The organism is Plantactinospora sp. WMMB334, assembly GCF_049179095.1.
Classification (GTDB): domain Bacteria; phylum Actinomycetota; class Actinomycetes; order Mycobacteriales; family Micromonosporaceae; genus Plantactinospora.
In genome coordinates, this window is the sequence record NZ_JBMHME010000002.1 from 6313130 (window position 1) to 6339608 (window position 26479).

22 protein-coding genes and 3 pseudogenes are annotated in these 26479 nt (G+C 71.3%); 13 read left to right on the top strand and 12 right to left on the bottom strand.

Annotation, left to right across the window (positions count from 1 at the left end):
* Positions 1–49: 49 nt before the first annotated feature.
* Positions 50–1696, bottom strand: coding sequence for a long-chain fatty acid--CoA ligase (locus ACN27G_RS27160; RefSeq protein WP_421495574.1), 1647 nt, complete (start codon positions 1694–1696; stop codon positions 50–52).
* 53 nt (positions 1697–1749) lie between these two features.
* Between ACN27G_RS27160 and ACN27G_RS27165 the strand changes: the two genes are divergently transcribed.
* From ACN27G_RS27165 to ACN27G_RS27175, 3 genes are all read left to right on the top strand, one after another.
* Entirely contained in the window at positions 1750–2244 is a 495-nt protein-coding gene (locus ACN27G_RS27165) for an NUDIX domain-containing protein (protein WP_421495575.1), read from the top strand.
* A gap of 138 nt (positions 2245–2382) precedes the next feature.
* Complete coding sequence (locus ACN27G_RS27170; RefSeq protein WP_421495576.1) at positions 2383–3168, top strand: helix-turn-helix domain-containing protein; 786 nt, start codon at positions 2383–2385, stop codon at positions 3166–3168.
* A complete protein-coding gene (locus ACN27G_RS27175) occupies positions 3165–3344 on the top strand; it encodes a DUF397 domain-containing protein (RefSeq protein WP_421495577.1) in 180 nt (59 codons plus the stop codon). The genes ACN27G_RS27170 and ACN27G_RS27175 overlap by 4 nt, the downstream gene beginning before the upstream one ends.
* Positions 3345–3390: 46 nt before the next feature.
* Here ACN27G_RS27175 and ACN27G_RS27180 read toward each other — a convergent pair whose 3' ends face one another.
* A complete protein-coding gene (locus ACN27G_RS27180; protein WP_421495578.1) occupies positions 3391–5019 on the bottom strand; it encodes an MDR family MFS transporter in 1629 nt (542 codons plus the stop codon).
* A gap of 158 nt (positions 5020–5177) precedes the next feature.
* On the bottom strand, positions 5178–5726 hold the full coding sequence (locus tag ACN27G_RS27185) for a type 1 glutamine amidotransferase domain-containing protein (protein WP_421495579.1): 549 nt from the start codon (positions 5724–5726) through the stop codon (positions 5178–5180).
* A 186-nt stretch (positions 5727–5912) separates the two neighbouring features.
* On the opposite strand from ACN27G_RS27185, the pseudogene ACN27G_RS27190 reads away from it, so the two are divergent.
* From ACN27G_RS27190 to ACN27G_RS27200, 3 genes and pseudogenes are all read left to right on the top strand, one after another.
* Positions 5913–6664, top strand: a pseudogene (locus ACN27G_RS27190) (PfkB family carbohydrate kinase); the annotation flags it as partial.
* A 382-nt stretch (positions 6665–7046) separates the two neighbouring features.
* A pseudogene (gene rfaE2, locus ACN27G_RS27195) lies at positions 7047–7988 on the top strand (D-glycero-beta-D-manno-heptose 1-phosphate adenylyltransferase); the annotation flags it as partial.
* Positions 7985–8959, top strand: a complete 975-nt coding sequence (locus tag ACN27G_RS27200) for a glycosyltransferase family 2 protein (RefSeq protein WP_421495580.1) — start codon at positions 7985–7987, stop codon at positions 8957–8959. The pseudogene rfaE2 and the gene ACN27G_RS27200, both read left to right, overlap by 4 nt.
* On the opposite strand, the gene ACN27G_RS27205 is transcribed toward ACN27G_RS27200, so the two are convergent.
* From ACN27G_RS27205 to ACN27G_RS27220, 4 genes are all read right to left on the bottom strand, one after another.
* Positions 8901–10001 carry a glycosyltransferase family 9 protein gene (locus ACN27G_RS27205; RefSeq protein WP_421495581.1) on the bottom strand — a complete coding sequence of 367 codons (1101 nt, stop codon included), beginning with the start codon at positions 9999–10001 and terminating at the stop codon, positions 8901–8903. The two genes, ACN27G_RS27200 and ACN27G_RS27205, sit on opposite strands and share 59 nt — an antisense overlap.
* Positions 10002–10026: 25 nt before the next feature.
* On the bottom strand, positions 10027–10548 hold the full coding sequence (locus tag ACN27G_RS27210) for an Hsp20/alpha crystallin family protein (protein ID WP_421495582.1): 522 nt from the start codon (positions 10546–10548) through the stop codon (positions 10027–10029).
* A 180-nt stretch (positions 10549–10728) separates the two neighbouring features.
* Complete coding sequence (locus ACN27G_RS27215; RefSeq protein WP_421495583.1) at positions 10729–11244, bottom strand: DUF2231 domain-containing protein; 516 nt, start codon at positions 11242–11244, stop codon at positions 10729–10731.
* A 205-nt stretch (positions 11245–11449) separates the two neighbouring features.
* Positions 11450–12109 (bottom strand): maleylpyruvate isomerase family mycothiol-dependent enzyme, encoded by a 660-nt coding sequence (locus tag ACN27G_RS27220; protein WP_421495584.1) that lies wholly within the window; start codon positions 12107–12109, stop codon positions 11450–11452.
* Between the two features lie 440 nt (positions 12110–12549).
* On the opposite strand from ACN27G_RS27220, the gene ACN27G_RS27225 reads away from it, so the two are divergent.
* Positions 12550–13548, top strand: coding sequence for a sigma-70 family RNA polymerase sigma factor (locus ACN27G_RS27225; RefSeq protein WP_421497474.1), 999 nt, complete (start codon positions 12550–12552; stop codon positions 13546–13548).
* Between the two features lie 136 nt (positions 13549–13684).
* Here the strand turns inward: ACN27G_RS27225 and ACN27G_RS27230 are convergent, their stop codons facing one another.
* Positions 13685–14395, bottom strand: coding sequence for a GOLPH3/VPS74 family protein (locus ACN27G_RS27230; RefSeq protein WP_421495585.1), 711 nt, complete (start codon positions 14393–14395; stop codon positions 13685–13687).
* Between the two features lie 175 nt (positions 14396–14570).
* Here ACN27G_RS27230 and ACN27G_RS27235 point away from each other — a divergent pair, with 175 nt between their 5' ends.
* Together ACN27G_RS27235 and ACN27G_RS27240 are read left to right on the top strand one after the other, a co-directional pair.
* Positions 14571–15719 carry a sensor histidine kinase gene (locus tag ACN27G_RS27235; protein ID WP_421495586.1) on the top strand — a complete coding sequence of 383 codons (1149 nt, stop codon included), beginning with the start codon at positions 14571–14573 and terminating at the stop codon, positions 15717–15719.
* The gene (locus tag ACN27G_RS27240) at positions 15716–16318 is read left to right on the top strand and encodes a response regulator (RefSeq protein ID WP_421495587.1); all 603 of its coding nucleotides are present in this window, start codon (positions 15716–15718) and stop codon (positions 16316–16318) included. The genes ACN27G_RS27235 and ACN27G_RS27240 overlap by 4 nt, the downstream gene beginning before the upstream one ends.
* Before the next feature lie 283 nt (positions 16319–16601).
* On the opposite strand, the pseudogene ACN27G_RS27245 reads toward ACN27G_RS27240, so the two are convergent.
* Positions 16602–16748 (bottom strand): annotated as a pseudogene (locus ACN27G_RS27245) (acyl-CoA thioesterase domain-containing protein); the annotation flags it as partial.
* Between the two features lie 337 nt (positions 16749–17085).
* Positions 17086–18579, bottom strand: coding sequence for a fibronectin type III domain-containing protein (locus ACN27G_RS27250; protein ID WP_421495588.1), 1494 nt, complete (start codon positions 18577–18579; stop codon positions 17086–17088).
* A 307-nt stretch (positions 18580–18886) separates the two neighbouring features.
* On the opposite strand from ACN27G_RS27250, the gene ACN27G_RS27255 reads away from it, so the two are divergent.
* The gene (locus ACN27G_RS27255; protein ID WP_421495589.1) at positions 18887–19261 is read left to right on the top strand and encodes an SDR family oxidoreductase; all 375 of its coding nucleotides are present in this window, start codon (positions 18887–18889) and stop codon (positions 19259–19261) included.
* A 225-nt stretch (positions 19262–19486) separates the two neighbouring features.
* Here the strand turns inward: ACN27G_RS27255 and ACN27G_RS27260 are convergent, their stop codons facing one another.
* Positions 19487–20257, bottom strand: a complete 771-nt coding sequence (locus ACN27G_RS27260; RefSeq protein ID WP_421495590.1) for a transposase — start codon at positions 20255–20257, stop codon at positions 19487–19489.
* Between the two features lie 13 nt (positions 20258–20270).
* Entirely contained in the window at positions 20271–21038 is a 768-nt protein-coding gene (locus tag ACN27G_RS27265; RefSeq protein WP_421497475.1) for an ISL3 family transposase, read from the bottom strand.
* A 47-nt stretch (positions 21039–21085) separates the two neighbouring features.
* Between ACN27G_RS27265 and ACN27G_RS27270 the strand changes: the two genes are divergently transcribed.
* The 3 genes from ACN27G_RS27270 (at position 21086) to ACN27G_RS27280 (ending at position 26478) form a co-directional block, all read left to right on the top strand.
* A complete protein-coding gene (locus tag ACN27G_RS27270) occupies positions 21086–22318 on the top strand; it encodes a tyrosine-type recombinase/integrase (RefSeq protein WP_421495591.1) in 1233 nt (410 codons plus the stop codon).
* 683 nt (positions 22319–23001) lie between these two features.
* Positions 23002–25500, top strand: coding sequence for an ATP-dependent Clp protease ATP-binding subunit (locus ACN27G_RS27275; protein ID WP_421495592.1), 2499 nt, complete (start codon positions 23002–23004; stop codon positions 25498–25500).
* Positions 25501–25575: 75 nt separating this feature from the next.
* Positions 25576–26478, top strand: coding sequence for a hypothetical protein (locus ACN27G_RS27280; RefSeq protein ID WP_421495593.1), 903 nt, complete (start codon positions 25576–25578; stop codon positions 26476–26478).
* The last annotated feature ends 1 nt before the right edge of the window (position 26479 follow it).

Genomic DNA, 26479 nt, shown 5'->3' on the forward strand with positions numbered 1-26479 from the left:
CCCGGCCCGACATCGGGTTGGCAACGGCTCGACCGGCGACCTGCGCCGCTCAGCCGGCCAGCTCGGTCACGTCCAGGGTGCCGGCGGCGTAGTCGGCGCGTACCCGCTTCTTGTCGAACTTGCCGACCGAGGTCTTCGGTACGGTCTCGACGAAGGCCCACCGCTCGGGGAGCTGCCACCCGGCCACCCGGTCGGCGAGGAATCCCCGCAGCTCCTCGGCGTCCACCGTGGCGCCCTCCCGGCGCACCACCGTCGCGAGTGGACGCTCGTCCCAGCGTGGGTCGGGTACGCCGACCACGCACGCCTCCAGCACCGACGGATGCGCCATCAACGCGTTCTCCAGCTCGACCGAGGAGATCCACTCCCCGCCCGACTTGATCACGTCCTTGGCCCGGTCGGTGAGGGTGATGAAGCCGTCCGCCGAGAGCGTGCCGACGTCACCGGTACGCAGCCAGCCGTCCCGGAACTTCTCCGGGTCGGGTGCGTCGTCACCGACGTACCGGCCGGTGACCCACGGGCCACGGACCTCCAGCTCCCCGACGGCCTCGCCGTCGGCGGGCAGGTGCCGGCCGTCCGGGCCGACGATCCGGGCGGCGACCCCGGCCGGCACCCGCCCCTGGGTGTAGCGGTAGCGCCAGGCGTCGTCGCCGGTCGCCCCGGCCGGGGGTCGGGCCACCGAGCCGAGCGGGGACATCTCGGTCATCCCCCAGGCGTGGATCACGTCGATGCCGTGCCGCTCGGCGAAGGCGTGCATCAGCGCGGGCGGGCAGGCCGAGCCGCCGACGATGACCTCGGTCAGCGAGGAGGTGTCGACCTCGTGGGCGTCCAGGTGGTTGAGCAGGTCGGTCCAGATGGTCGGTACCGCGCCGGCCAGGGTCGGCCGTTCGGCCTCGATCATCGCGGCGATCGGCGCGCCCTGGAGGAACCGGTCCGGCATGACCAGCGAGGCGCCGGAGAGGAAGGCGGCGTAGGGGATGCCCCAGGACATGGCGTGGAACATCGGCACGATGGCGAGTTCCCGGGTGGTCGGGCCGAACCCGAACGACTCCGGCAGGCAGATCTGCACCGAGTGCAGCCAGATCGAGCGGTGCGAGTAGGCCACGCCCTTCGGGTTGCCGGTGGTGCCGGAGGTGTAGCAGAGGGCGGCGGCGTCGCGCTCGTCCAGCTCCGGCCAGTCGTACCGGTCGGGCCTGTCCCGCAGCAGGTCGTCCCAGCGGTGTACGGCGACCCGCCCGCCCCCGGCGGCCAGCAGCGGAGCCGGGTCGCCGGCACCGACCACCACCACGTGTGCCACAGTGGACATCTCGGGCAGCGCCCTGGCCAGCAGCGGGATCAGCGTCGAGTCGACGAGCACCACCCGGTCCCCGGCGTGGTTGGCGATGTAGGCCACCTGGTCGGGAAAGAGCCGTATGTTCAGGGTGTGCAGCACCGCGCCCATGCTCGGCACCGCGAAGTAGGCGACCAGGTGCTCGGCGTTGTTCCACATGAAGGTGCCGACCCGCTGGTCGCCGGTGACTCCGAGGTCGTCGCGGAGCGCGTGCGCGAGCCGGGCCGCCGCCACACCGACCTCGGCGTACGTCGCCCGGCGGGAGCCGTCGCCGGTCCAGGTGGCCACCTCGGCGGTGCCGTGCACCGTGCTGCCGTGCTCGAGGATTCGGGAAACCAGCAGGGGGGCGTCCATCATCGTGCTACGCATGGGCAACAACCTAGTGGCGCAACTCACACCTTGACCACCCGGAAGGCGGGCAGATGAGCAGCATCCCGTGGGCCGAGTCCTACATCGGTCAGCTCCGCGCGCTCGCCGGTGACCGCACCCTGATGTTCGTCGGTGCCCGGGGAGTGGTACGCGACGCGGCCGGCCAGGTGCTGCTGATCGAACGCTCCGACAACGGTCACTGGGCGATGCCGGCCGGCGCGATGGAACTCGGCGAGTCGATCGCCCAGTGCGCCATGCGCGAGGTCTGGGAGGAGACCGGGCTGACCGCCACCGGAGTCACCCCGTTCGCCATGTACACCGGCCCGGACCGCACCTTCACCAACATGTATGGCGACACCTACCAGCTTTTCGTGGTCGCCTTCCGGGTCGACGCCTGGTCCGGGACGCTTGTCACCGCGACCGACGAGACCACGAACGCCGGCTTCTTCGCACCCCGGGCCCTGCCGGCGCCGGTCTCCGCCACCGTGCTGGAGACCCTGGACGACCTGACCGTCTTCGAGCAGACCGGCCACGTCGTCCTGAAATAGCGAGGGTTGAGCGCAAGCGACAAGACGACCGGATTCCTTTATATCCACCCTGGACCATTGCCCGAACTCGGCGGAAAATTGGCGGCGGTCAGCATTTCCATCCCGGCTCCGAGCCGCCGCGAGAAAGTTCGAGAATAAATGAGTCACAGTGGTGTTCCGCAGATCCTGAAGTTCCTGCGCTCCCTCAACGGCGGTATGACGCAGGAACAGGTCGCCGGACGGCTGAATGTCTCCACGTCCCTGATCGCCAAATTCGAGACGGGCCGGCTGGTGCCCATGCCGGACACCGCGAAACTGTTGGACGAGCTGTTCGGCAGCGGCGATCTGGTCCAGAGCACCTCGGCCGCCGCCCGGAGGACGACCCCGCAGGAGTGGTTCCGCCAGTGGCCCGACATGGAGCGCGAGGCGGTCGCCATCCGGTGGCACGAGGCGAACTACGTGCCCGGCCTGCTCCAGACCGAGGCGTACGCCCGGGCGGTGCTGACCTCCGGTCTGCTCGACGCCGACGAGGTCGAGGCGCAGGTGGCGCTCCGGATGGAGCGCCAGGCGGCCGTGTTCGGCCGCGAGAGGATGCCGGTCTGCACCTTCATCGTCGACGAGCTGGCGCTGCTGCGCGGCGAGCCCCGGTCGATGCTGAAGGAACAGTTGGCGCACCTGGTCGAGATGTCGACCCGGCCGAAGATCTTCATCCACGTCGTGCCGCGATCCGCCGGGCTCTATGTCGGGCAGATGGGCCCGCTGATCCTGGCCTCCCTGCCCGGCGGGAGCGACGCGGCGTTCCTCGAAGACCAGGCGGGGGGACGGGTGCTGGCCGAGCCGGACCAGGTCGCCGCGATGGCGCGGGCCTGGGACGCGATACGCTCGGTGGCACTCCCCCGAGACATGTCCCGGGACCTGATCGTGAGGATGGCGGACGAGCTATGACTCCCACCTGGCGGAAGTCGACCCGCAGCAACGCGAACGGCGGCGCCTGCGTCGAGGTCGCCGACAACCTTCCCGGCCGCGTGCTCGTCCGGGACAGCAAGGACCCGCACGGGCCGGCCCTGACCTTCGGCCCGACCGCCTGGCGGCACTTCCTGCACGGCGTCGCCGCGCGCTAGACAGCGCGCGGCGACGGGCGGCCCCGGAGCAGCACGACCGGCGGCCTCAGATCATCGTCTGGGTGTTCGCCTCCATCTCGGTGGCGGCGTCCCCCTTCCGCTCCCCGGCCAGCCCCTCGCCGGAGCCGGCCGGTGGGCCGCCGCGCAGCTCGTCGTTCGGCATCGCCAGGGTGATCGCCACCGCCAGCAGGGCGATCAGCCCGGCGACCAGGAAGACGGTGTGCAGTGCGCCGACGAACGACTCCTGCACGGCGGCCCGGATCGGATCCGGCAGCGCCAGGATCCGGGACGGCTCGTTGACCGAGAACTCCGTGCTGGCGCCGGCGAACTGCGTCCGCTGCTCCGGCGGGAGCTGGGCGATCGCGCCGGGTAGCCGGTCGGAGAGCCCGGCGGAGATCCCGGCGGAGAGCAGCGCGCCGAGGATCGCCACCCCGAAGGAGCCGCCGAGCGACCGGAAGAAGGTGGCGGCCGAGGTGCCGGCGCCGAGGTCGCGGACCGCCACCGCGTTCTGCGCGGCGAGGATCAGCGACTGCATGCAGAGGCCCAGCCCGACGCCGATGACCACCATGTAGACGAAGGCGTTCCAGAGCGGGGTGTCGACCTGCAACCGGGTGAAGAGCAGCATGCCGGCGACCAGCACGATCGCCCCGGCCACCGGAAACCACTTGTACCGGCCGATCCGGCTGATCGCCTGCCCGGAGAGGACCGAGGTGACGATCACGCCGACCATCATCGGCAGCATCAGCAGGCCGCTGTCGGTCGGCGAGGCGCCCTTGACGATCTGGAGATAGAGCGGGATGAAGATGATCGACCCGAACATCACCAGGCCGAGGATGAAGCCGGCGGCGTTCGCCAGCGCGAAGGTGGACCGGCGGAAGAGGCGCAGCGGCAGGATCGGCTCGGCCACCCGGGCCTCCTGGCGGAGGAAGAGGAGGCCGAACACCGCGCCGGCCACGAAGAGCCCGAGGATGACGGCGGAGCCCCAGGCGTACTCGTTGCCGCCCCAGCTCAGCGCGAGCAGCAGGGCGCTCACCCCCGCCACCAGCAGGCCGGCGCCGAGCCAGTCGATCGCGTGCTGCCGCCGCTGGAACGGGATCAGCCGCATCACGTGGTAGCAGACGATGATGGCGACGACCGCCAGGGGCACGTTCAGGAAGAAGATCCACCGCCAGTCATGCTCGGCGAAGTAGCCGCCGACCAGCGGTCCGGCCACCGAGGAGACCCCGAAGACCGCCCCGAAGAGGCCCTGGTAACGGCCGCGCTCCCGGGGCGAGACCACGTCGGAGATGATGGTGAAGGCGAGCGTCATCAGCCCGCCGGCACCGAGCCCCTGCACCCCACGCGTGATGATCAACTGGGTCATGTCCTGGGAGAAGCCGGCGGCGAGCGAGCCGACCAGGAACGTCCCGATGGAGAAGAGGAAGACGGGGCGGCGACCGAACAGGTCGGCCGTCTTCCCGTAGAGCGGGGTGGAGGCGGTCGCCGCCAACAGATAGGCGGTGACCACCCACGAGTAGTGGTTGATCCCGCCCAGCTCACCGACGATCGTCGGCAACGCCGTCCCGACGATGGTCTGGTCCAGGGCGGCGAGCAGCATCCCGGTCATCAGACCGCCCATCAGGAGCAGGATCTGACGACGGCTCAGGGCGGGCCGGGACTCGGCAGCGGTGGTCATGGTGCCTTCTCCCCCTGTCGGCCTGGAAAATGCCTACCGTCTGCCTACGGTCTGCCTACCGTCGCGCCCGGACCGGCGGCGGACGCAGGCCGGGCAGCCCGGCGCCATGCCGGGCCGCCCGGAACGAACCACCGCTGATCAGGTCACCGGTGCGGTGCTCAGTGGATGCCCTCGGCGATTTCCTCCACGAGCTTCGCGCAGAACGCCGGCAGGTCGTCCGGCCGGCGGCTGGTCACCAGGCCGTTGTCGACGTGGCACTCCTCGTCGACCCAGTGCGCGCCCGCGTTCGACAGATCCGTGCGCAGGCTGGGCCAGGAGGTCAGCGTCCGGCCCTTCACCACGTCGGCCTCGATCATCGTCCACGGCGCGTGACAGATCGCCCCGACCGGCTTGCCGGCGTCGAAGAAGGCCCGGACGAAGCGGACCGCGTCCGGGTTGCCCCGCAGGGCGTCCGGGTTGGCCACCCCGCCGGGCAGCACCAGGCCGTCGTAGGCCGCCGGGTCCGCCTGCGTCACTGTCGTGTCGACGTCGTACGCCCCCGCCTTGTCCAGGTGGTTGAAGGCCCGGATCTGGCCGCCGTCGAGGGAGACCAGCTCCGCCCGGCCACCTGCGGCCTCGACCGCCGCCCGGGGCTTGGTGTACTCGACCTCCTCCACTCCGTCGGTGGCCAGAAACGCGATGCGCTTGCCCTGCAAGGTCGCAGTCATCTCGGTTCTCCTTTCCGGGGTGGAAACGGGGGATCCGCGGGCACGAACTCTCTGCTCGCGTCCCGATAAAAGACGTTCCCGGTACGGCAGGAGCCAAACCACGCAGCGTACGCCGCCCAGGCCACCTCGGGGCGGGGTTCGGCGGGCCCAGGTTTGCCCGGCCGGACACCGGGGACCCGCAGCCACATGGCGACAGACGCAGCGGAACAGCGCCGGTTGGCCTCGGTGGTGGAGAGCTGGCTCGGCAGGGGCGTACTGGTGGTCGGCGACGCCATGCTGGACGAGTGGCGGTTCGCCGAGTCCGACCGGCTCTGCCGGGAGGCACCGGCCCCGGTGCTGACCCTGCGCCGCCGGCTCACCGCCGCCGGTGGCGCCGCGAACACCGCCGTGAACCTGACCGCCCTGGGGGGGCGGGCGGCGCTGGTCGCCCCGGTCGGCGCCGACGTGGCAGGTGACGAGCTGCACGACTGCCTGGACCGGGCCGGTGTCTGGGACCGGACCATCAGCCAACCCGGCCGCCCCACCCCGGTCAAGCGACGGCTGCTCGCCGCCGACCAGATACTGCTCCGCGAGGACGAGGGCGACGCCGACGAGACCCTCCCGGAGGAGGGCGTACACCGGATGGTGAACGCCCTCGCCCGGGCGACCGAGGAGTTGCGGGCCGACCGGGACGGCCAGCCGCCGACCCTGGTGGTCTGCGACTACGGCCTGGGTGCGCTGCCCGAGCCGGTACGCAGCTGGCTGGTCCGGCACCGCGACCACTTCGCCACGGTCGCGCTGGACGCCCACGACCTGGTCTACTGGCGCGGGCTCGCCCCGACCGTGGTGACGCCGAGCTTCGCCGAGGCGACCCGGCTGCTCGACGAGGCGGTCTCCGCCGCACCGCCCAGCCCGGCGTCGGCGGTGGCCGGCACCCGGGTCAGCCTCGCCGAGGACGGCACCGCCGTGGCCACCGGCGTGCCAGCCGGCGGCCCGTCGGCCGGCGGCGGCCCGTCGGCCGACAGCCCATCAACCGGCAGCAGCCCGTCGGCCGACAGCCCATCAACCGGCAGCAGCCCGTCGGCCGACAGCCCATCAACCGGCAGCGGCCCGTCGGCCGACAGCCCATCAGCCGGCGGCGGTGGCGCGGACGACGGCCGGGACGGTGACGGCTCCGGCGCACCGGAGGGAACCCCGCCGGGTGGCGGTGACGGCGCCGGACCGGTCGGCGGCGACGGCATCACGGTGACCAGCGACGAGATCGGGGTCTCCGGCGACGACATCGTGGTGGCCGGAGACGAGCGGGCGAGCGCCGGCGGTGGCCGCCCCGTCGCGGCCGGCGGGGCCAGCCGGGCGCTGGTCGCCCAGGCCCGCCTCGCCGAACTGCGGGAACGCACCGGAGCCGACGTCGTGGCGGTCACCCTGGACGCCGAGGGCGCCGTGGTCGGCGGTGCCGACGGTCGGTCCCGGCGCAGCCACGCCACCCCGGTCCCGGCAAGTTACGCGGTCGGCGCCGGTGACGCCTACCTGGCGGCGATGACCCTGGCGCTCGCCGCGGGAGCGCCACTGCCGACCGCCGCCCAGCTCGCCCAGCTCGCCGCGACCACCACCGTCTCGGACACCGGCACCTGCGTCTGCCTCCGCGAGGACCTGCTCGTCGCACTCGGCTCGACCGACGAGGAGCCGGCCCGGATCGTGCTGGACCGGGACGCCCTGCTGGAGCTCGTCGGGCGGCACCGGGCCGAGGGCCGGACGCTCGTCTTCACCAACGGCTGCTTCGACGTGCTGCACCGGGGACACGTGCGCTATCTCGACCAGGCCCGTGAACTCGGCGACCTGCTGGTGGTGGCGGTCAACTCGGACGAGAGCGTGCGGCGGCTCAAGGGCGCGGACCGGCCGGTGAACCCGGTGGAGGACCGGGTCGCCCTGCTCGCCGCACTCTCCTGTGTGGACCACGTGGTGGTCTTCGAGGAGGACTCGCCGGCCGCGCTGATCGAGGCCGTCCGCCCCGACGTCTACGTCAAGGGCGGCGACTACCCGCCGGAGATGGTCCCGGAGGCACCCCTGGTACGCCGGCTCGGCGGCCAGGTCCGCACCCTCGGCTACGTACCCGACCGGTCCACCTCGGCGGTGATCGACCGGATCCGCTCGCACGCCGACGACCGGAAGGGCGCCCGGAGCAGTGACGCCGGCACACGCCCGGCCCCCGACGGAGGTGGCGAGCCGGTTCCCGCGCCGGCCGACGCGGGCGGTACCGCGTCCGGGCCGAGCCACCGGGTGTGACCGCCGCGCCACGTCCCGACCCGGCTGGCCGGCGGCCACTCGACCCGGGCACGCCGACCGGTTTCCGGGCGCCCCGGCTGCTGGACGTGCTGATCCCTACCCGGAACCGCGCCGCCGAACTGGCGGTCACCCTGGCCGGGCTGGCCGCGCAGCACCCCCCGGGAACCGCCCCGGAGAACGCGGCCGGAGCCGCCCCGGACGGCACGGCGGCTTTCGGGGTGGTGGTCAGCGACCAGTCCGACGGCGAGCCGGGCTGGGCCCAACCGGCGGCGGCGGCGATGGTGCGGGTACTGCGCCACCGGGGCCACCCGGTGCTGCTCACCCGCCGGCTGCCCCGGCGCGGCCTGGCCGAGCACCGCGCCTACCTGCTGGACGCCTCGGCGGCCCGGTACGTGCTCTACCTCGACGACGACGTCTGGCTCGAACCCGGCACCGTCGACCGGCTGCTCACCGCGATCCGGCAGCTCGGCTGCGGCTTCGTCGGCAACGCCGTGCACGGTCTGTCCTATCTGGACGACGTACGGCCGGAGACCCATCGGCACTACTGCGAGTGGGACGGGCCACCGGCACCGGAACGGCTGGCCCCCGGCACGCCCGAGTGGGACCGGGCCCAGATCCACTCGGCCGCCAACCTGCTGCACGTCACCTCGGCCCGGCGGCTGCCGCCGGGGCAGTGGCGGGCGTACAAGGTCTCCTGGATCGGCGGGTGCGTGCTCTACGACCGTGCCCGGCTCCGCGCGGCCGGCGGGTTCGACTTCTGGACCCGGCTCGACCCGGGCCACCAGGGCGAGGACGTCGCCGCCCAGCTCGCCGTGATGGGCCGGTACGCCGGCGCCGGCGTCCTGCCCAGCGGCGCGTACCACCTGGAGGCGCCGACCACGGTGACCGAGCGGAGCCAGGAGGCGTGGGAGGTCACCGCCCGGTCAGGTCGGCCACCGCCGCCAGCACCTCCACCACCGGTACGTCGGTGACGAAGGAGACCCGGTGCGGGCAGCCCGCTCCGCCGCCCCGGGCCGGATACAGCTCCCGGCTGCAGTCCTGCCCGCAGACCGGGCAGTTGAGGGTCCACGAGGCGATCGGCCGGTGCCGGGCACGCAACGGCACCGCACAGTTGATCATGTTGCCGACCCAGAAGATGCCGACGGTCGGGGTGCCGAGCGCGGCGGCGACGTGCACCGGCCCGGTGTCGTTGGCCACCACCACCTCGCAACCGGCATAGCAGCCGATCAGGCCGCCCAGAGAAAGCTCGCCGACCAGCGACCGGACCGGATGCCGGGCCGCCCCCACCACCTGCGCGACGAGGGCCCGCTCCTCCGGCGTACCGGTCAGCAGCACCTCGTACCCCTCGGCGACCAGCTCGTCGGCGACGGCGGCGAACCGGTCCGCCGGCCAGCGCCGACGCGGGTCGCTCGCACCCGGGTGCAGGGCGATCCTCGGCCGCTCCGGCTCGCCCAGCACCGCGTACGCCTCGGCCAGGTCCGCCCCGGTCGCGGCCAGCCGGGGCACCAGCCCGGTCGGGGTGGCCCCGACCAGCCCGGCCACCTCCAGATAGCGGACGACCTCCGGCTGGTAGTAGACGTAGCGCAGCCACCGGTCCAGCGGCGGCGCGTCCTCGGCGCGCAGCCCCGCGGTCACCCGGGCGCCGAGCCCGGCCACCAGCGGGTTGGAGTTGGCCCCGCCCCCGTGCATCTGCAGGGCGAGGTCGAACCGCTCCCGGCGGGCCGCGTCGAGGAACCGGGCCATCGACTCCGGTGCCGGCTCCGGCTCGCCGGACCCGGCGGGCCGGATGCCGTGCGCGGGCGGCACCACCAGCACCCGGTCGACCGGGCCGGGCCGGTCCCGGAGCAGCCGCTCGTGCCAGGGTGCCCCGATCAGCACCAGCTCGGCGGCCGGATAGCCGGCCCGCAGCGCGTCGAGCGCCGGAAGCGCGAAGATGAAGTCGCCGAGGGCGTTGGCCCGGAGCACGGCGATCCGCTCGACGTCGGCGACGAGGTCGCGCACCTTGCCGATCATCGGGTGCGGGTCCGCCGGCGCCGGGTCAACCGTCGAACCGCGGGGCCGGGGTGCCGGCAGCGGTGTCCGGCCGGTGCAGTTCCCGGTCGGCGGCGGGGTCCACGTTCTCCGGCCGGCCGCCGGCCGTGGTCGTACCCCCGGCGCGCTGGCCCGGGTCGTGCCGCCGGCCGCCGATGATGATCGTCCGCCGGCCCGGCCGGGGCGCCTTCGGCAGCCGCACGGTGAGCAGGCCGTGATCCATCACGGCGTCGATCCGGTCCGGGTCGACCGGAGCCGGCAGGTGCACCCGGTGCTCGAAGGCCCGGCTCTGCGATCCGCTCCCCGCCATCCCGTGGTCGGCGTTCACCTCGGCCTCGGAGCGGGCCCGGATGCAGAGCTCGCGGTCGTCGAGTTCGAGCGCCACCTCCTCCGGAGCCACCCCGGGCAGCCGGGCGGTGACGGTCCAGCCGTCCCCGGCCGGCTTCAACTCGACATCGGGCTGCCCGCTCCGGCCGCCGACCAGTGCGGATCCGACCACCCGGCCCAGCTCCGCGCGGAGCGCCTGCAACTCGCCGAAGGGGTCCCAACCCCGGTCGCCGGTGCCACGCCGGTCTGCCGTGCCATGTCGGTCTTCGGCACCCCGTCGGTCTTCCGTACCACGTCGGTCTTCCGTACCACGTCCTGGCTCACCCATGCCGCCGTGTTCCCTCCGTCGTCACTCGTCGCCCACCGTGCGTCGTGCTGGGGCTCACCGCTCCTCGTGGTGGTCGGCGGAGGCTGCGGCGGCGGTCCGGGGGCGCAGCGAACTCGGCGCGTTCAGGCCGGCCTCCGGGTCCACCCCGACCCCGAGCCGGTCCACCAGTTCCCCGCCCAGCCAGGCGCCGACACCGGCACCCGCCACCGCCACCACCTCGATCGCCACCAGCGCGCCACCGGCCGCGCGGGTCTCCGCCGCCAGCCGCACCGCCCAGACCGCCGCGAAGAGCAGCAGTACGGCGATGTTGGTCGCGGCGTGCGCCACACCCACCCGCTTGGCACGGGTGCCGCCCGGCACGGCGAGCAGGTCCACCGCGCCGGCCATCAGCGCCAGCACCCCGCCGATCAGGCCGACCAGGATGTTCCAGTACGCCAGTTCGCCGAGGAAGCCGGGACCGCCGGCCACGTCGATGACGTCGAAGATGGTGGCCGCCACGAAGAGGGCGATCGGGAACATCACCAGCATCGGATGGACGGGGTGCCCCAGCACCTTCAGTCGGCTCTCCATCATCGTCGCCTCCCAGGCTCATCCGGATGCCGCGCGCCGGACCGCCGCACTCGCCGGTGCGCCCGTCGACGGAGTTCGACGCTGCTGAGGCGGTACCCGAATTGTCCGTCGGCAAACCCTCCGTACCGGCGTCGCACACAGGCGGTCGTACCGGCGACGGTGCCGGCTGTCGCGACGACGGTGCCGGCCGGCGCGGGGGTTGGGCTCAGGCCGTGGCACAGCGGTCGCGGAGGACGGGGACGCCGTCCCCGGTCAGCTCGTCGCAGTGGCTGGCACGCCCGGTCATCGCCATCACCAGCGCCACCGTGCGGCCGGAGACCATCGGTCCGGCGCCGGTGGCGAACGGCCCGTCGGTAGCGGCGAGCCGCAGGCCGCCGATCCGCCCCTTGGCGAGTACGACCAGGTCCGAGCCCCGGTAGTACTCGGCCACCCTGGTCACGGTGGCGACCGGGTAGTCGTACCGGATGCCCAGCGGTCGCCGGATGTCCTCGCCGTGCACGATGCTCTCCCCGAGCATCGCGATCGTCGGCAGCGGCGGCTTGGTGGTGCTGCCGGCCACCCGGCGGAACCGGTCGAGCGTCTCCGCCGGGGTGGCGCCCACCTGCTCGGCCAGCCGCATCGCGACCTGCCGGTCGAAGTCGAACCGGCAGCGGAGCACTCCGGCCAGCCAGCGCAGCGGGGTGAGGCTGGCCGCTGCGGTCAGGTGCGCCAGCACCTCCCGCACCGAGAGGCCCACGCAGAGCGACGGGGTGGCCCACCGTTCGTCGGGCAGTTCCGCAAGGTCGGCCGCCAGCGCCTCGCGCTCGGCGTGGACCAGCGCCCAGAGGTCGGTACGGTCCGGCGATCCCGGTGTCGATGCGGTCATCTCAGGCAGCCTCCTGGCTCGTGGTGGATAGGGAACTCTCGTGGCGCGCTCGGAGCTCGCGGTGCGCTGGGGGCTCTTGGTGCGCTGAGGGCTCTTGGTGCGCTGAGGGCTCTTGGTGCGCTGAGGGCTCTTGGTGCGCTGAGGGCTCTTGGTGCGCTGAGGGCTCTCGGTGCGCTGAGGGCTCTCGGTGCGCTGAGGGCTCTCGGTGCGCTGAGGGCTCTCGGTGCGCTGAGGGCTCTTGGTGCGGTGAGGGCTCTCGGTGCGGTGGGGTCGGTGGGGTCGGTGGGGTCGGTGGGGTCGGTGGCCGACGGACGCGCCGCGAAGACGGGCGGCCCGGAAAGAAGGACTGCCGGCGTGGCGGAGAATCGTCGCTCGTGAGCGAAGTTTCTCCGGCGACGGCCGGCCCCCCGACCACCGCCGGGGCTGCGGTGGGCGGTGATCTGCTCGATGCGGCCCGGGACGGCGACGACGCGGCGTTCGGCCGCCTGGTGGCGCCGCTCCGTCCCGAGTTGCACGCACACTGCTACCGGATGCTGGGGTCGACCCACGACGCCGACGACGCCGTGCAGGACGCCCTGCTCCGGGCCTGGCGAGGGCTGGCCGGCTTCGCGGGCCGGGGCTCGCTGCGGTCGTGGCTGTACACCGTCGCCACCCGGGCGTGCCTGGACATCGTCAAGGCTCGCGGCCGGCGGGCGCTCCCGGTGGACCTCGGCCCGGCCAGCCACCAGGTGGTGCCGGACGGTGCCGGGCCGGCGCGCGGGGAAGGCTGGCTCGGCCCTTATCCGGACGCACGGGTGGCGGACGGGCCGGCCAGCCCGCACGCCCGCTACGAGCGGCGCGAGGCCGTCGAACTCGCGTTCGTCGCGACCCTGCAGCACCTACCCGGCAACCAGCGGGCGGTACTGCTGCTCGCGGACGTCCTCGGCTTCCCCGCCGCCGAGATCGCCGGCATCCTCGGCGCCTCCGTGACGTCGGTGCACTCGGCCCTGGCCCGGGCCCGCCGGCTCGTCACCGAACGGGTTCCCGCTCCCAGCCAGCAGCAGACCCTGCGCCGGCTCGGCGACGACCGGACATGGCAGGTCGCCCGCAGCTATGCCGACGCCCTGGAACGCCGCGACATCGATGCGCTGGTCGCGCTGCTGACCGAGGACGTCACCTGGTCGATGCCGCCGCTGCCGCACTGGTACTCGGGCGCCGAGGCCGTCGCCGACTTCGCCCGGCAGGTCCCGTTGGGCCGGTGCCCGAGCTGGCGTACCCGACTGGTCGGCGCGAACGGGCAGCCGGCGGTGGCCTGCTATGTCGGACCCGAACCCGCCGCGCCGCACGCCGCCTGGTCGATCACCGTGCTGACCCTGCGCGGCGCGCGGATCGCGGCGCTCACCTCGTTCCTCGACGCCGACCGCTTCGGGCCGTTCGGCCTGCCCCGCGTCCTGCCGTGAGCGGCGGCCCGCGCCATGAAGGACCGCACGGTGACGACCGGGCCGAGCAGGAGCGTGGGCGTGGCCCGGGACAACCCGATCCCGGCGGAGATCGTCGTCGCGTCGGCGCCGGACTCGGGGAGGGGAGGGTCGGGCGCTAACTCCGGGGAGGCAGGGTGATGGCTACGACGACGCTGTTGACGACGGTGGCCGTCACCGTACGGGTCACGGCCTCCGCGGCGGCTCCGGCTCCCCAGTTGCCCCGCTCGAGTTCCTTCGCCCGGGTGATCACAGATGACGTCCACGGGATCCCGGGATGGAACTGCGGCAGAGTGCCGCTTCCCCAGAGCAGCGCCGCGAGCGCGGCGACCCGTGCCTGCGGCTCTGTGCCTTCCACCAGGACCCGCCGGACCTCGCCGAGGAGGCGGGCCCGACGTCCGGTGCCACCGTCCCGGAGAGCGGTCGTACGGAACAGGCCGAGCACCTTGCGGTCCGTCCGGTCGATGTCGCCGCGTTCGATGAGCCGCTGCAACACCGGCTCGCGCAGCGGAGGGCCGATCGCCGCGAGTGCCGCCTGCACGCTCCGGGGCTTCGTGGACAGGTGGTCCCACGCCGATCGGAGGATCTCGTCCGACGGCGCACTCCCCTCGACGCTCTGCACCCGCACCGCCCTGCCAGCGGGTGCCGTCGTCACGTGTTCGGCGAGGGCGAGATCTGCGAGTACGGCACCCGCGAGGACGTAGAAGAGGGTGTTCTCGCCCGCGATGGTGCCGGAGTCGGGCTGGAAGAGGAGGAGCAGGAGGTCTTCCGCCAGCGTCGGGGCGCCGGGCTGCCCCGCCGCGTCGGGCATCTCGAACGGCGGTGTCATCGGCGGGGTTTGTCGCCGTATGTGACGTTCGGTCCTTCGACTTCGACAACTGGTGTGCTGGACATGCCACCAATGACACCAGCGGAGACCGCCATTCGTCAGTGCCCGCGTGTCACGACAACGATGTGACGTGGTGTCACTGACGGCCGGTCGGGACCGGAAGCATACTGGGCAGGTGACGGCAAGATCCCTGCGCATCACCGAGGCGACGCAGGGACGGCTGCGCCGGCTCAACCTCATGACGACACTGCCGCCACTCCTGATCGCGGCGGCCTTCGTCGTCGCCGTCGACTCGCACGCCTGGTGGCACGCCGTCATCCTGGCTCCAGGCGTCCTGGCGGCCCTGGTGATCTTCGAACGGTGGACGGCGGACGACGTCATGCGGGTCGCCCTGCCCTGCACCATCGTGGCGGGGGCCGTGTGGCCGGTCGGCGCACTGGTGACCGCCAGCCCCAACGCCTACTGGGGGATCTGTACCGTCGGATCTCTCGCCCTCACCCGACCGCCGCGGCATCGCGGCCTGGTGGCAGCCGCACTCTTCGGCTACGTCGCGGCGGTGGGCGCGGCACGGCTGCTCGTCGATCGGGACGACGTACCCAAGGTCCTGATCACCTACATCCTCATCCCGACGGTCGTCACCGTGGTCGTGACCGTCCTGACGTTGCTGGGCGAGCGCTTCTACGACATCGTTCGGGAGCTCGAACAGTCCCGGAAACGCGAAGCGGAGCTGGCCGTCATCCGCGAACGCGTCCGGTTCGCCAACGATCTGCACGACATCCAGGGCCACACGCTGCACGTGGTCAAGCTGAAGCTCGCGCTGGCGCAGAGGCTGGTGTCCGGTGACACCGACCGGGCGAAGAGGGAACTGCACGAGACCTACGCTCTGGTCAGCGACACCATCACCCAGACCAGAGAACTCGCGTACGCCCAACGGCGGCTCAACCTCTCCGCGGAACTCGAGAACGCGAAGAACCTCTTCGAGGCGGCCGGCATTCGCGTACGGGTGACGCGGGAGGCCGAGGTCGAAACCCGGGTCAGCGAACTGCTCGGCCTGGTCCTCCGCGAGACGACCACCAACATTCTGCGGCACGCACAGGCCACACAGGTGCGGATCACACTCTCCGCCTCCGGCATAGCGATCGTCAACGACGGCGTACCGGGCGACGCGCCTCCCGAGATGAAGGGACTTGCCGCCCTCAGGCAGCGGGTGGCGGACGGCGGCGGTGATCTGGTGGTCGAGCAGGAGAAGGGGGAGTTCACGACGAGTGCCTCCTTCGCGCGATCCGTGACAACCTCGTCATATCCCCGGGAGGAGGCCCGTTGACCACCGTCGTGCTCGCCGACGACGAGGCCCTGCTCCGCAGGGCCCTCGCCGCGCTGCTCCCGCTCGAAGGCGACATCACCGTCCTCGCCGAGGCGGAGGACGGTGGGACGGCCGTCGAGGCCACTCTGCGACACCGGCCCGACGTGCTGGTCATCGACCTCGAGATGCCGGGCGTCGACGGCCTGGGCGCGATCACGCAGATCCGCCGTGTCCGGCCGGAGCAGGTGATCCTGATGCTGACCCGGCACGCCCGGCCCGGCGTGCTGCGCAAGGCGCTGCGGCTGGGCGTCCAGGGCTTCGTCAGCAAATCCGCCGAACCGGCTCACATCACCTCGGTCATCAACACCCTGCACGAAGGCAGGCGCTGGATCGACCCGGAGGTCTCCGCACTCGCCATCGTCGACGACTGTCCCCTCACCGACCGCGAACTCGACGTGCTGCGGGTGACCGGCGAGGGCTACTCCGTCGCCGACATCGCCGCCCGACTCCACCTCGCGCAGGGCACCGTACGCAACTACCTCTCCAACGCCATGCAGAAGACCCAGACCCAGACCCGCCACGAGGCGGCGCGCTACGCCCGCGAACACGACTGGCTGTGACCCACGCCTCGACCAGCATCAGCAGCAGCGGGTCGGGCTCGCGCCCGTCGGGCAGGCGCAGCCAGCCACTGATCCGTCCCTCGCCGGAGGGCTGACCCGCCGCCCAGCCGATGGTGGCCGGGTCGAGGCGCAGGTCCAGGCGCTGGATGATGGGCGATCGCTCGAGAAACGCGGGTGGTGCCTGGTCGGCCCGGAAACACTCGTCCGGGCCGGGCAGTGGCGGCGGGATGGCCGACGTCCGCACCTCATCGGTGAGGGCGTCGAGCTCGCCGTAGGTGGCGAGCACGCGGAGTCGCTCCACCTCGACACCCGTCTCGTCCCGCTGCGACAGCCGGGCGGCCCCTATGGAGAGGGTGTTGCCCCGGCGGAGCACCTCGGTCCGGACGGTCGCCTTTCCGGGACGCGTCGCCGACTGGTAGTAGGCGGTGATCGCCGGCCCGCGGCCGTTGAGCTGTTGGGTGGCTTGGCTTCCCGCATCGCGCGGTCGCTCCTATTACTTGTCGCCACTGGTCGACCGTCGGCAGGGGTTTTCGGGGGTAGGCGGGGGCGACAACCTGGCGGGGCGCATCGCTGTCGCTGGGGCTTGCGCAGGTTGGCATCCCGCCGGGCACTCGTCCTGACCTGCACGACAAGGCCGCTGACCCGGGCAAGCCCAGTCAGCGGCCTTCATCATCTGTCCCGGCTGGGTCCGGCCGTCACCGGTCCTCCGGCCGTCACCGGCCCTACGGACGGACGCGGCCGGAACCCTCTGGGCGGCGTCGCCTGCCCTACGGCGGCGGAAAGAACATGCCCTGCGCGGTCACCGACGGACTAGCCGCCGACTCGTTGCCGGCGGCATCGACGGCGACCACCGTGTACGTGTGCCAAGTCGCCCCGCCCACCGCCAACGTCAGCTGGGTCCCGTCGGCCGCTCCGGCGACGGTCGCGCCCTCGTACACCCGGTAGCTGATAGCGGGCTCGCCTCCGGTGGAGGCAGACCACGCCAAGGTGAGCCGAGCGTCGGTGGGCCAGTTGCCGGGGGCGTTGCCGGTGACCTCGAGCGACGCCGGTGCCGCTGGCCGGGCGGCGGGACCGGGTGTGGTGGTGACCCGCGCCTGGGCGGAGCGTGTGGTCTCGCCGCAGGACTGGGGAAGGGTCGCGCTGACCCGATAGACGTGTCGGGACGCGGACGGCAGACCGGAGACGACCGTCTCCGGGTAGCGGGAGGTGGCGACAGCCGTGTCACCGTCCCAGATGGTGTACGAGGTGGCGGTGGCGTCGAAGGTCCAGCCGAGCCGCACCGACGACGGGGAGAGCGCGGTCGCCGTCAGCCCGACCGGCTGGGGCGGGCTGCTCAGGCAGGTCTCGGTACTGGCCGACACCGCTGGGCTGTGCGTCGACTCGTTGCCGGCGGAATCGAGCGCGGCGATGGTGAAGCGGTGCCAGGTGGCGTGGAAGAGCCGTTGAACGGTGGCCGTGGTGCCGACTGTGACGGCGACCCGGGTGCCGCCCTCGTAGACCGCGTACCGGTCCGGCGGCGGTCCGGCCGGCGCGGTCCAGGCCAGGCTGATTGTGGTGTCGGTGCGCCCGGTGACGGTGAGCCCGGCAGGCGGGGCGGGCCGCGCGGGATCACCGGCGGCGGTCGTGGCGCTGGTCGAGCCGACCGGTTCGGTCGATCCGGGACCGCATTGGTTGAGCCGGTAGAGCCGGATCTGGTGATCGGTGGCGGGCGCCAGACCGCCCACCCGGGCGCTGGTCAGCGATGTCCAGCCCAGGCTGACGCCGTCCACCCGCAGTTCCAACTCACCGCCGAGCGGGTGCCGGGGCCAGGAGAGCGAGACCGCCGACGCGGTGACGGCGGTGACGGTGATCGGCAGGGTCGGGATCGGCAGGCACTCCGGGTTGACCCCGGAGAGCCAGGACCGGCCGGTCACCGGGTCGGTCGGCGCCGACTCCCGCCCGTGCCGGTCGACAGCGGTGACGGTGTACGCGTGAGACGAACCGAAGGGCACGTTCATCGTCGCCGACGTGGTGGTGGTGCGGGCGACCACTTCTCCGCCCTCGTACACCCGGAAGGAGTGGACCCGTGGCCCGGTGGGCGGTTGCTGCCAGGTCAGGCTGATCGCGGTGCCGTTGGTGCTGGCCCAGAGCGCGGTCGGGGTCGTGGGGCCGGTCGGTCCGCCGTACCGCGCGGCGGCGGGGGATGCGCCGAGCAGAATGACGGCGATGAGTGCGGCGCTGGTCCGCACGGCGGCGCCGCGCCAGTGGGATGGGGTACGCACGGCTGTCCCTCCATTGACACCGACCATTTATCGATTGCAATCAATCATGTCTAGGAAACTGGCGCATCGACGCCATGTCAAGCGCGGGTTGACCGCACTGGCGGACATCGCCGCGTTCATCGCCGCCACTCTCACCAGCACCCCCAGACCGACCAGGTGCCGCGCGGTGAGCAACGGGTCTTGCGGAAGGCCATTCGGGGCGTTCTCGTACTCGGCGACCATCGCAAGTTGTACTCCTGGCTGAAGACCCGCCGCGACGGCTTCGGCGCCGGATCAGCCCCGCCACCGGACGCCGACTGCTTGCCAGATGAAGCTCGGCCAGCCGCGGGAACCCCGGGTTCGGCACCTACTCGGCCTCCAAGGCGGCGATCCGGCAGTACGCCCGGGTCTGGGCGGCCGAACTGGCCCCCGCCGCATCCGGGTCAACGTCCTGGTCCCCGGCCCGACCGACACTCCCGGTCTGCGCAGCATCGCCGGCGATGACCAGACGCAGGTCGCCGCCCTCCTGGCGCAGATGGCCGCTACCACGCCCCCGCACCGGGTCGCCGACCCCGCCGAGATCGCGCAGGCGGCGCTGTTCCTCGCAAGCGACCGATCCAGCTTCATGACCGGCAGTGAACTGTTCGCCGACGACGGCGAGGTTCAGGTGTTCCCCGCCGCCGTCCAAATGGTTGAGTCCTGACCGGGGACTCGACCGCGACGCCGTCCAGGCCGCGGTGACCATGCCTTACCACAACGGTGGAACCGAAGGCGTGAACACCAAGACCAAACGAATCATGCGGCAGATGCACGGCCGAGCCGGGTTCACCCTGCTCCGTCACCGCATCCTGCTCAACTGAAGTCACCTACGGTCACCACCGAAAGAGCGCCAGAGCCGTAGTCGGTTCTGTCGACGATCTTGTGATAATCAGCGGGCGAGAAGAGCGCGTTTGCGGAGCAGTAAGAGGCCGGCTCGGCCGAACATCTGCCGTTTGATCATCTTGATGCGGTTGATGCTTCCTTCGACGGGTCCCGAGCTGTGCGGCAGGGTCAGGCCGTTGCGGATCGCGTCGATGTCGCGGCGCAGGTTTCGGGCGAATCCGGCCAGCGGTGCCATGGTGTCGTTCTCGGCGGCGGTGATCCAGTCGTCGAGGCGGTCGCCGTGGCGGCTGGTCATCATCACCGCGAAGGCTCGGACATGTTTGACCAGGCGATCCAGGCTCTGGTCGCGATTGCGGATGTCGCGTAGTTTCGCGGCGTCGCGGGAGTCGACCCGGTCGGGGTGGGTCATGATCCATGAAGTGACCTGGCGGACGGTGGGTGGTTTCGGGCCCGGATGTGGGGCGTGCCCGCGACCCTTCCGGAAGCTGCGAAGGTAACGCTGAACAGCGAGTTCGCCGCCTGGGTAGCCTTTCTGCTGAATCTCGCGGAAGAGTTGGGTGGCGTTGCGTTCGCCCTCGTTCCAGCGTTGGTGCAGGTAGCCGGTGAACGGGTCGACCACATGGGTCCGCTGTTCGGTGACCGCGGTGAGGTCTTCGATGCTGCGGGCGTTGGCGAACTTGCGGACGGTGGCCTGGTGTAGGCCGAGCTTGCGTCCGATCGCCGCTTTGGACATGCCCTGAGCGGCTAACTCTTGGACGGCGGTGTAGTTCGCCCGCAGCCGCGTGACGATCTTCTTCTCGGGCAGCGGCTGCACCACTTCTGGTGCGGTGTCACCAGCCGGGCGGCGGTGTTGGCGCTGCGAGTCCAGCCCGGTGGGCGTTGACGGTCTTCTCGATCGCCTGGCCCAGATTCATCCAGAGGTGAAACCGGTCAGCGACCTGCACCGCGTCCGGGGCGCCTTGCCGGGCTCCTTCGCCATAGCCGCCGGCCCGATCCCGGCAGATGACCTCGACCTCCGGATGTTGCCGCAGCCAGGCTGCGAGACTGTCGCCATCGCGGCCGTCGAACATCTCGATCGGGCGGTGGGTGGCCATGTCGATGAGCACGGTGCCGTAGTGGCGGCCTCGCCGGAACGCGAAGTCGTCGACGCCCAGCACTGTCACGGCCCTCGCCGTCGGGTCCGGCAAGGCTTTGACCAGTCGTAACAGTGTGTCTCGTCCGGCCGGCATCCCGAGCACGGCAGCCAGCCGGGCCCCGGCACGGCCTGCCAGTGCCAGACCGATCTCGGTGAGCAACACCCGCAACCCGGGCGTGAAGCGGGCATGCGGGGTGGTCACTCCGTCGACCTGCTCGGCGAAGGTCACCACGGTGCAGGCGACGTTATCGCAGCGGAATCGGCGTACCTGGATCTGAAGGATCACGCCGATCCCGGCGGTCGCAAGATCACGCAGTTGTCGCAGGTAGCGGCCGTGAACACGAGCAGAGGGCTGTTGGCAACCGTGGCATCGCGCGGTCGAGGACAGGACTCGGGTGGAGAGAATGACATCGCCCTCCCTATGCTCAACACCATCGATCAGTAGACCTGACAGATGAGGCAGTAGCTGCTCTACAAGCGAACACGCCCCACATGATCAACGGCTCCCGAATGCTGCCGCCGCAACTGTCCACATCACAAGATCGTCGACAGAACCACGCCTGGGTCACGGTCGGCACCAAGCCGAACGGGAAACCGGACCGGCGCCACGTCAAGCGGCGGACGAAGGACGAGGCGAAGGAGCGCGTCGACGAGCTGCTCGCCCAGAAGCAGGCGGGCACCGTCGTCCGGCCCGGCCGGGCGATGACCGTCGAGGCGTGGCTCACCACCTACCTCGACACCGTGGCGCCGCGGCGCTGTGACCCGAGCACGATCTACGACTACCGCAGCAAGATGCGCACCTGGGTCTACCCGGAGATCGGCAGGGTCCGGCTCGACCAGCTCACCGCCGACCACCTCGACGCGGTCTACACGGTGATGGACCGTGCCGGCCGGGCCGGGTCGACGGTGCTGAAGGTCCACCGGATCCTCAGCAGGGCGCTGGAGGTGGCGTACCGGCGAGGGCACATGCCCCGCAACCCGGCCCGGATGATGGACGCGCCCAGCTTCAAGGCGCGCGAGATCCAGCCGTTCCGCGAGGAGGAGGCCGTAACCGTGCTGGACGCCACCGAGTGGCGCCGCAACGCGGCTCGGTGGGCCGTCGGTCTGGCCCTCGGCCTGCGCCAGGGCGAGGTCCTCGGGCTCCGGTGGCCGTACGTGGACCTGGAGGCAAAGGAGCTGCGGGTGTGGTGGCAACTGCACCGCAGATCCTTCGAGCACGGGTGCGCCGGCGAGCCGTGCGGTCGGCGGCGGGCCGGGAACTGCCCGTCCCGGGTCCTGCCGCTGCGCAGTGGAGAGCAGATCGTCGACGGAGGGTTGATCTTGAAGGAGCCGAAGGGGAAGTCGAAACGGACGGTGCCGCTGCCGCAGGAGCTCGTCGACGCGCTGCGCCGGCATCGGGAGATCCAGGAGCTGGAGCAGGCGATGGCCGGCGCGGCGTGGCTCGATCACGGCTTCGTCTTCGCCACGGCCACCGGCGGCCCGATCAGCCCTGAGGCCGACTGGGACGAGTGGAAGGCGCTCCTCAAGGCGGCGGGGGTCAGGGACGCCCGGGTGCATGACGGGCGGCACACGGCGGCGACCATCCTGCTCGCCCTCGGCGTACCGATCGAGGTAGTGCAGGAGCTGTTGGGACACAGCGACATCCGGCTGACCCGGGGGTACAGCAAGGTCGCGTCGGCGATGGCGCGGGATGCTACGGACCGTATCGGTGGTGCCCTGTTGCGGAAGCGGGCTGCTCCCTGATTCGCACCCTTGATCTTGGCCGGGGATCGCCGAAGGCCCGGTGACCGTGGAGGGGAACTCCAGGTCACCGGGCCTTCGGTGTTTCTGAGCCGCCTGACGGAATCGAACCGTCGACCTACGCCTCTCGACCGTTGCCCTTCTTGGCTTGTCATTAGTCGCCAAGAACGACGGTTGACCTGCGCAGACACAACTAAGTGATGATCAACTTTGTCGCCTGTCGTCAGGCTTTGGCATGGATTTTCGGGGGGTAAACGGGGGCACCGTCCAAGCTGCCGGGACGTCCGGGTGCTGCAAGGAACCGCAAACCCGGTGGGCGCCGCGTCTGTCCCCGATCGCCGCCTCGCCGAATAAGACGCGCGGTCGGCCTCTGCTGGCCGGGATGGGCACGAGCCGGCCGGGGAAGCGAAGGCGCCATCTTTGCGGCAGCGTCCTGGATGCGTGTCAAAAGCGCCGCCGTCGGGGACTGCGGCGTCCGGGTCAGCAGCGGCCCACACGGATGCGGCGGGTGGTGATCCGGGCTAGTATGGGCACGGGCAGTGCGCCTGCCCGTGCCCGGTGTGGTGACCCACGCAGAACCACATGATGGGCCAAGAGGCTCCGACTCAGCGCAATCAACCGCCTGGCGTTCTCATGCGCCCTGCAACTGGCGGATGCGTGGGGTCTCGCCGGGGGTGTGGGTTGTGATGTTTGAGCGGTTCACCGACCGAGCGCGGCGGGTTGTCGTCCTGGCTCAAGAAGAGGCCCGGATGCTCAACCACAACTACATCGGTACGGAGCACATCCTGCTCGGCCTCATCCACGAGGGTGAGGGCGTGGCGGCTAAGGCCCTGGAGAGCCTCGGCATCTCCCTGGAGGGCGTCCGTCAGCAGGTGGAGGAGATCATCGGCCAGGGTCAGCAGGCGCCGAGCGGGCACATCCCGTTCACGCCGCGGGCCAAGAAGGTGCTGGAGCTGTCGCTGCGCGAGGCGTTGCAGCTCGGCCACAACTACATCGGTACGGAGCACATCCTGCTCGGTCTGATCCGTGAGGGTGAGGGCGTCGCGGCCCAGGTGCTGGTGAAGCTCGGCGCCGACCTGAACCGGGTCCGCCAGCAGGTGATCCAGCTTCTCTCCGGCTACCAGGGCAAGGAGCCGGCCGCCGCGGGTACGGCGCCGGGTGAGGCCGCGCCGTCGACCAGCCTCGTGCTGGACCAGTTCGGCCGCAACCTGACCCAGGCCGCCCGGGAGGGCAAGCTCGACCCGGTCATCGGGCGGGAGAAGGAGATCGAGCGGGTGATGCAGGTGCTCTCCCGCCGTACCAAGAACAACCCGGTCCTGATCGGGGAGCCCGGGGTCGGTAAGACCGCGGTCGTCGAGGGGCTGTCCCAGCGGATCATCAAGGGCGAGGTGCCGGAGACGCTGAAGGACAAGCAGCTCTACACGCTTGACCTGGGTGCCCTGGTGGCCGGCTCGCGTTACCGCGGTGACTTCGAGGAGCGCCTGAAGAAGGTGCTCAAGGAGATCCGTACCCGGGGCGACATCATCCTCTTCATCGACGAGATCCACACCCTGGTGGGCGCGGGTGCCGCCGAGGGCGCGATCGACGCGGCGAGCATCCTCAAGCCGATGCTGGCCCGTGGCGAGCTGCAGACCATCGGCGCGACCACCCTCGACGAATACCGCAAGCACCTGGAGAAGGACGCCGCCCTGGAGCGGCGGTTCCAGCCGATCCAGGTGGGTGAGCCGTCACTGGCGCACACCATCGAGATCCTCAAGGGCCTGCGGGACCGCTACGAGGCACACCACCGGGTGAGTATCACCGACGCCGCGCTGGTCGCGGCGGCGACGCTGGCCGACCGGTACATCTCCGACCGGTTCCTGCCGGACAAGGCGATCGACCTGATCGACGAGGCCGGTGCCCGGATGCGGATCCGCCGGATGACCGCGCCGCCGGACCTGCGGGACTTCGACGAGCGGATCGCCCAGGTCCGCAAGGACAAGGAGTCCGCGATCGACGCGCAGGACTTCGAGCGCGCCGCGCAGCTGCGGGACAAGGAGAAGCAGCTGCTCGGCCAGAAGGCGCAGCGGGAGAAGGAGTGGAAGGCCGGCGACCTCGACGTCGTCTCCGAGGTCGACGACGAGCAGATCGCCGAGGTGCTGGCGAACTGGACCGGTATCCCGGTCTACAAGCTGACCGAGGAGGAGACCTCCCGGCTGCTCCGCATGGAGGACGAGCTGCACAAGCGGGTCGTCGGCCAGGAGGACGCGGTCAAGGCGGTCTCGAAGGCGATCCGGCGGACCCGGGCCGGCCTGAAGGACCCGAAGCGGCCGTCCGGCTCGTTCATCTTCGCCGGTCCGTCCGGCGTGGGTAAGACCGAGCTGTCCAAGGCGCTCGCCGAGTTCCTCTTCGGCAGCGAGGACGCGCTGATCCAGCTGGACATGTCCGAGTTCCACGACCGTTACACGGTCTCCCGGCTGGTCGGTGCGCCCCCCGGCTACGTCGGCTACGACGAGGGTGGCCAGCTCACCGAGAAGGTGCGGCGCCGGCCGTTCTCGGTGGTCCTCTTCGACGAGATCGAGAAGGCCCACCCGGACGTCTTCAACACCCTGCTCCAGATCCTGGAGGACGGGCGGTTGACCGACGGCCAGGGCCGGATCGTGGACTTCAAGAACACGGTCATCATCCTGACCACCAACCTGGGCACCAGGGACGTGGCCAAGGCGGTCTCGATGGGCTTCCAGGCCTCCGAGGACTCCGACTCGAACTACGAGCGGATGAAGCAGAAGGTCAACGACGAGCTGAAGCAGCACTTCCGGCCGGAGTTCCTCAACCGGATCGACGACACGATCGTGTTCCACCAGCTCAACGAGGTGGAGATCCTCTCGATCGTGGACATCATGATCCAGCGGATCGAGACCCAGCTCCGCAACAAGGACATGGGGCTGGAGCTCACCGACAACGCCAAGAAGTACCTGGCGAAGAAGGGCTTCGACCCGGTGCTGGGCGCCCGGCCGCTACGCCGGACGATCCAGCGCGACATCGAGGACAACCTGTCCGAGCGGATCCTGTTCAACGAGCTGACCCCCGGTCAGATCGTGGTCGTGGACTGCGAGGGCGACCCGGACAACATCGACAAGTCCAAGCTGGTGTTCCGTGGTGCGGAGAAGCCGGTGCCGGTGCCCGACGCGACGCCGGCCGTGTGACCTGGTGCGGGAACCGGAGCCGGTCTCCCGCACCAGCCAGGCCCCAACGAAGTCACTAGTCAGCGGAGACCTGATATGTCTGACCTGCCCACCGGCAAGAGGAAGGCGGTGCCCGACCGGGCCCGCAAACGAGCCGTGCGCGACTATGCGGCGCAGGCAAACGTGCCGTACTCGGTCGCCGCGCGGCATCTGGCCCCGCCCCCGGCCCCGGCAGACCGCACGATCTACCCGCCCGGCGACGATGCCCACCGGGCGTGGCTCATCGAGTGCCGTGAACGCCGGACCGCGCAGCAACGCGTTGCCGACACCCGCCGGAGCGCCGACCTGCCGTTCGGACGTGCCCAGCACCTCGTCGAACGGTTCCCGCCGAGCCGGGGTATGCACGGCACCGGTGTCGGCCAGCTATATCACGGGACTGGCCGGGTCGAGACCCTGGCATTGCTGTACCACGTCGTCGCCCGAGAGTCGCCGCAGGTGTTGCCGAAAGCCGGCGAACTGGCTTGGACGGCGGAAATGGGTGAGGAGACGGCGATGGACACCATCTGCGCTGTCCTCGACCGGACCGCGCGGCTGCTGCTCGACGACGATGACATGAGCCTGCGGACCCGGATCCGGGCCGCGCTCGATGCCGGCGCGGCACACCACCAGGTGCAGGTCCGGAGCAACAGCGCGCGCCTGGACGCAGTATTTCGTGCCGCGGACACCGTCGTCGACCAAGAGGGCGTCTGGGACTCGCGGCTGGGACTCGCCCTGACCGGCGTCAGCCACATTCTCGACGCGGTCCTCGTGGTGAACGAGGACGGCCACGCGCCCGGCACCCGGGTGCTCCTGGGCGGCCTCCGGGCCACGATCGTCGGCGCGGCATGGGACCGCAGCGGCCCGCCCCGGCGGTACGTCGTGGCGGTGGACGCCTCGACGCGAAGCACCGTGCACCAGCCGGGCGAACTGACCGTGCTGCCCGGGCAGGCGTCCTTCTGAA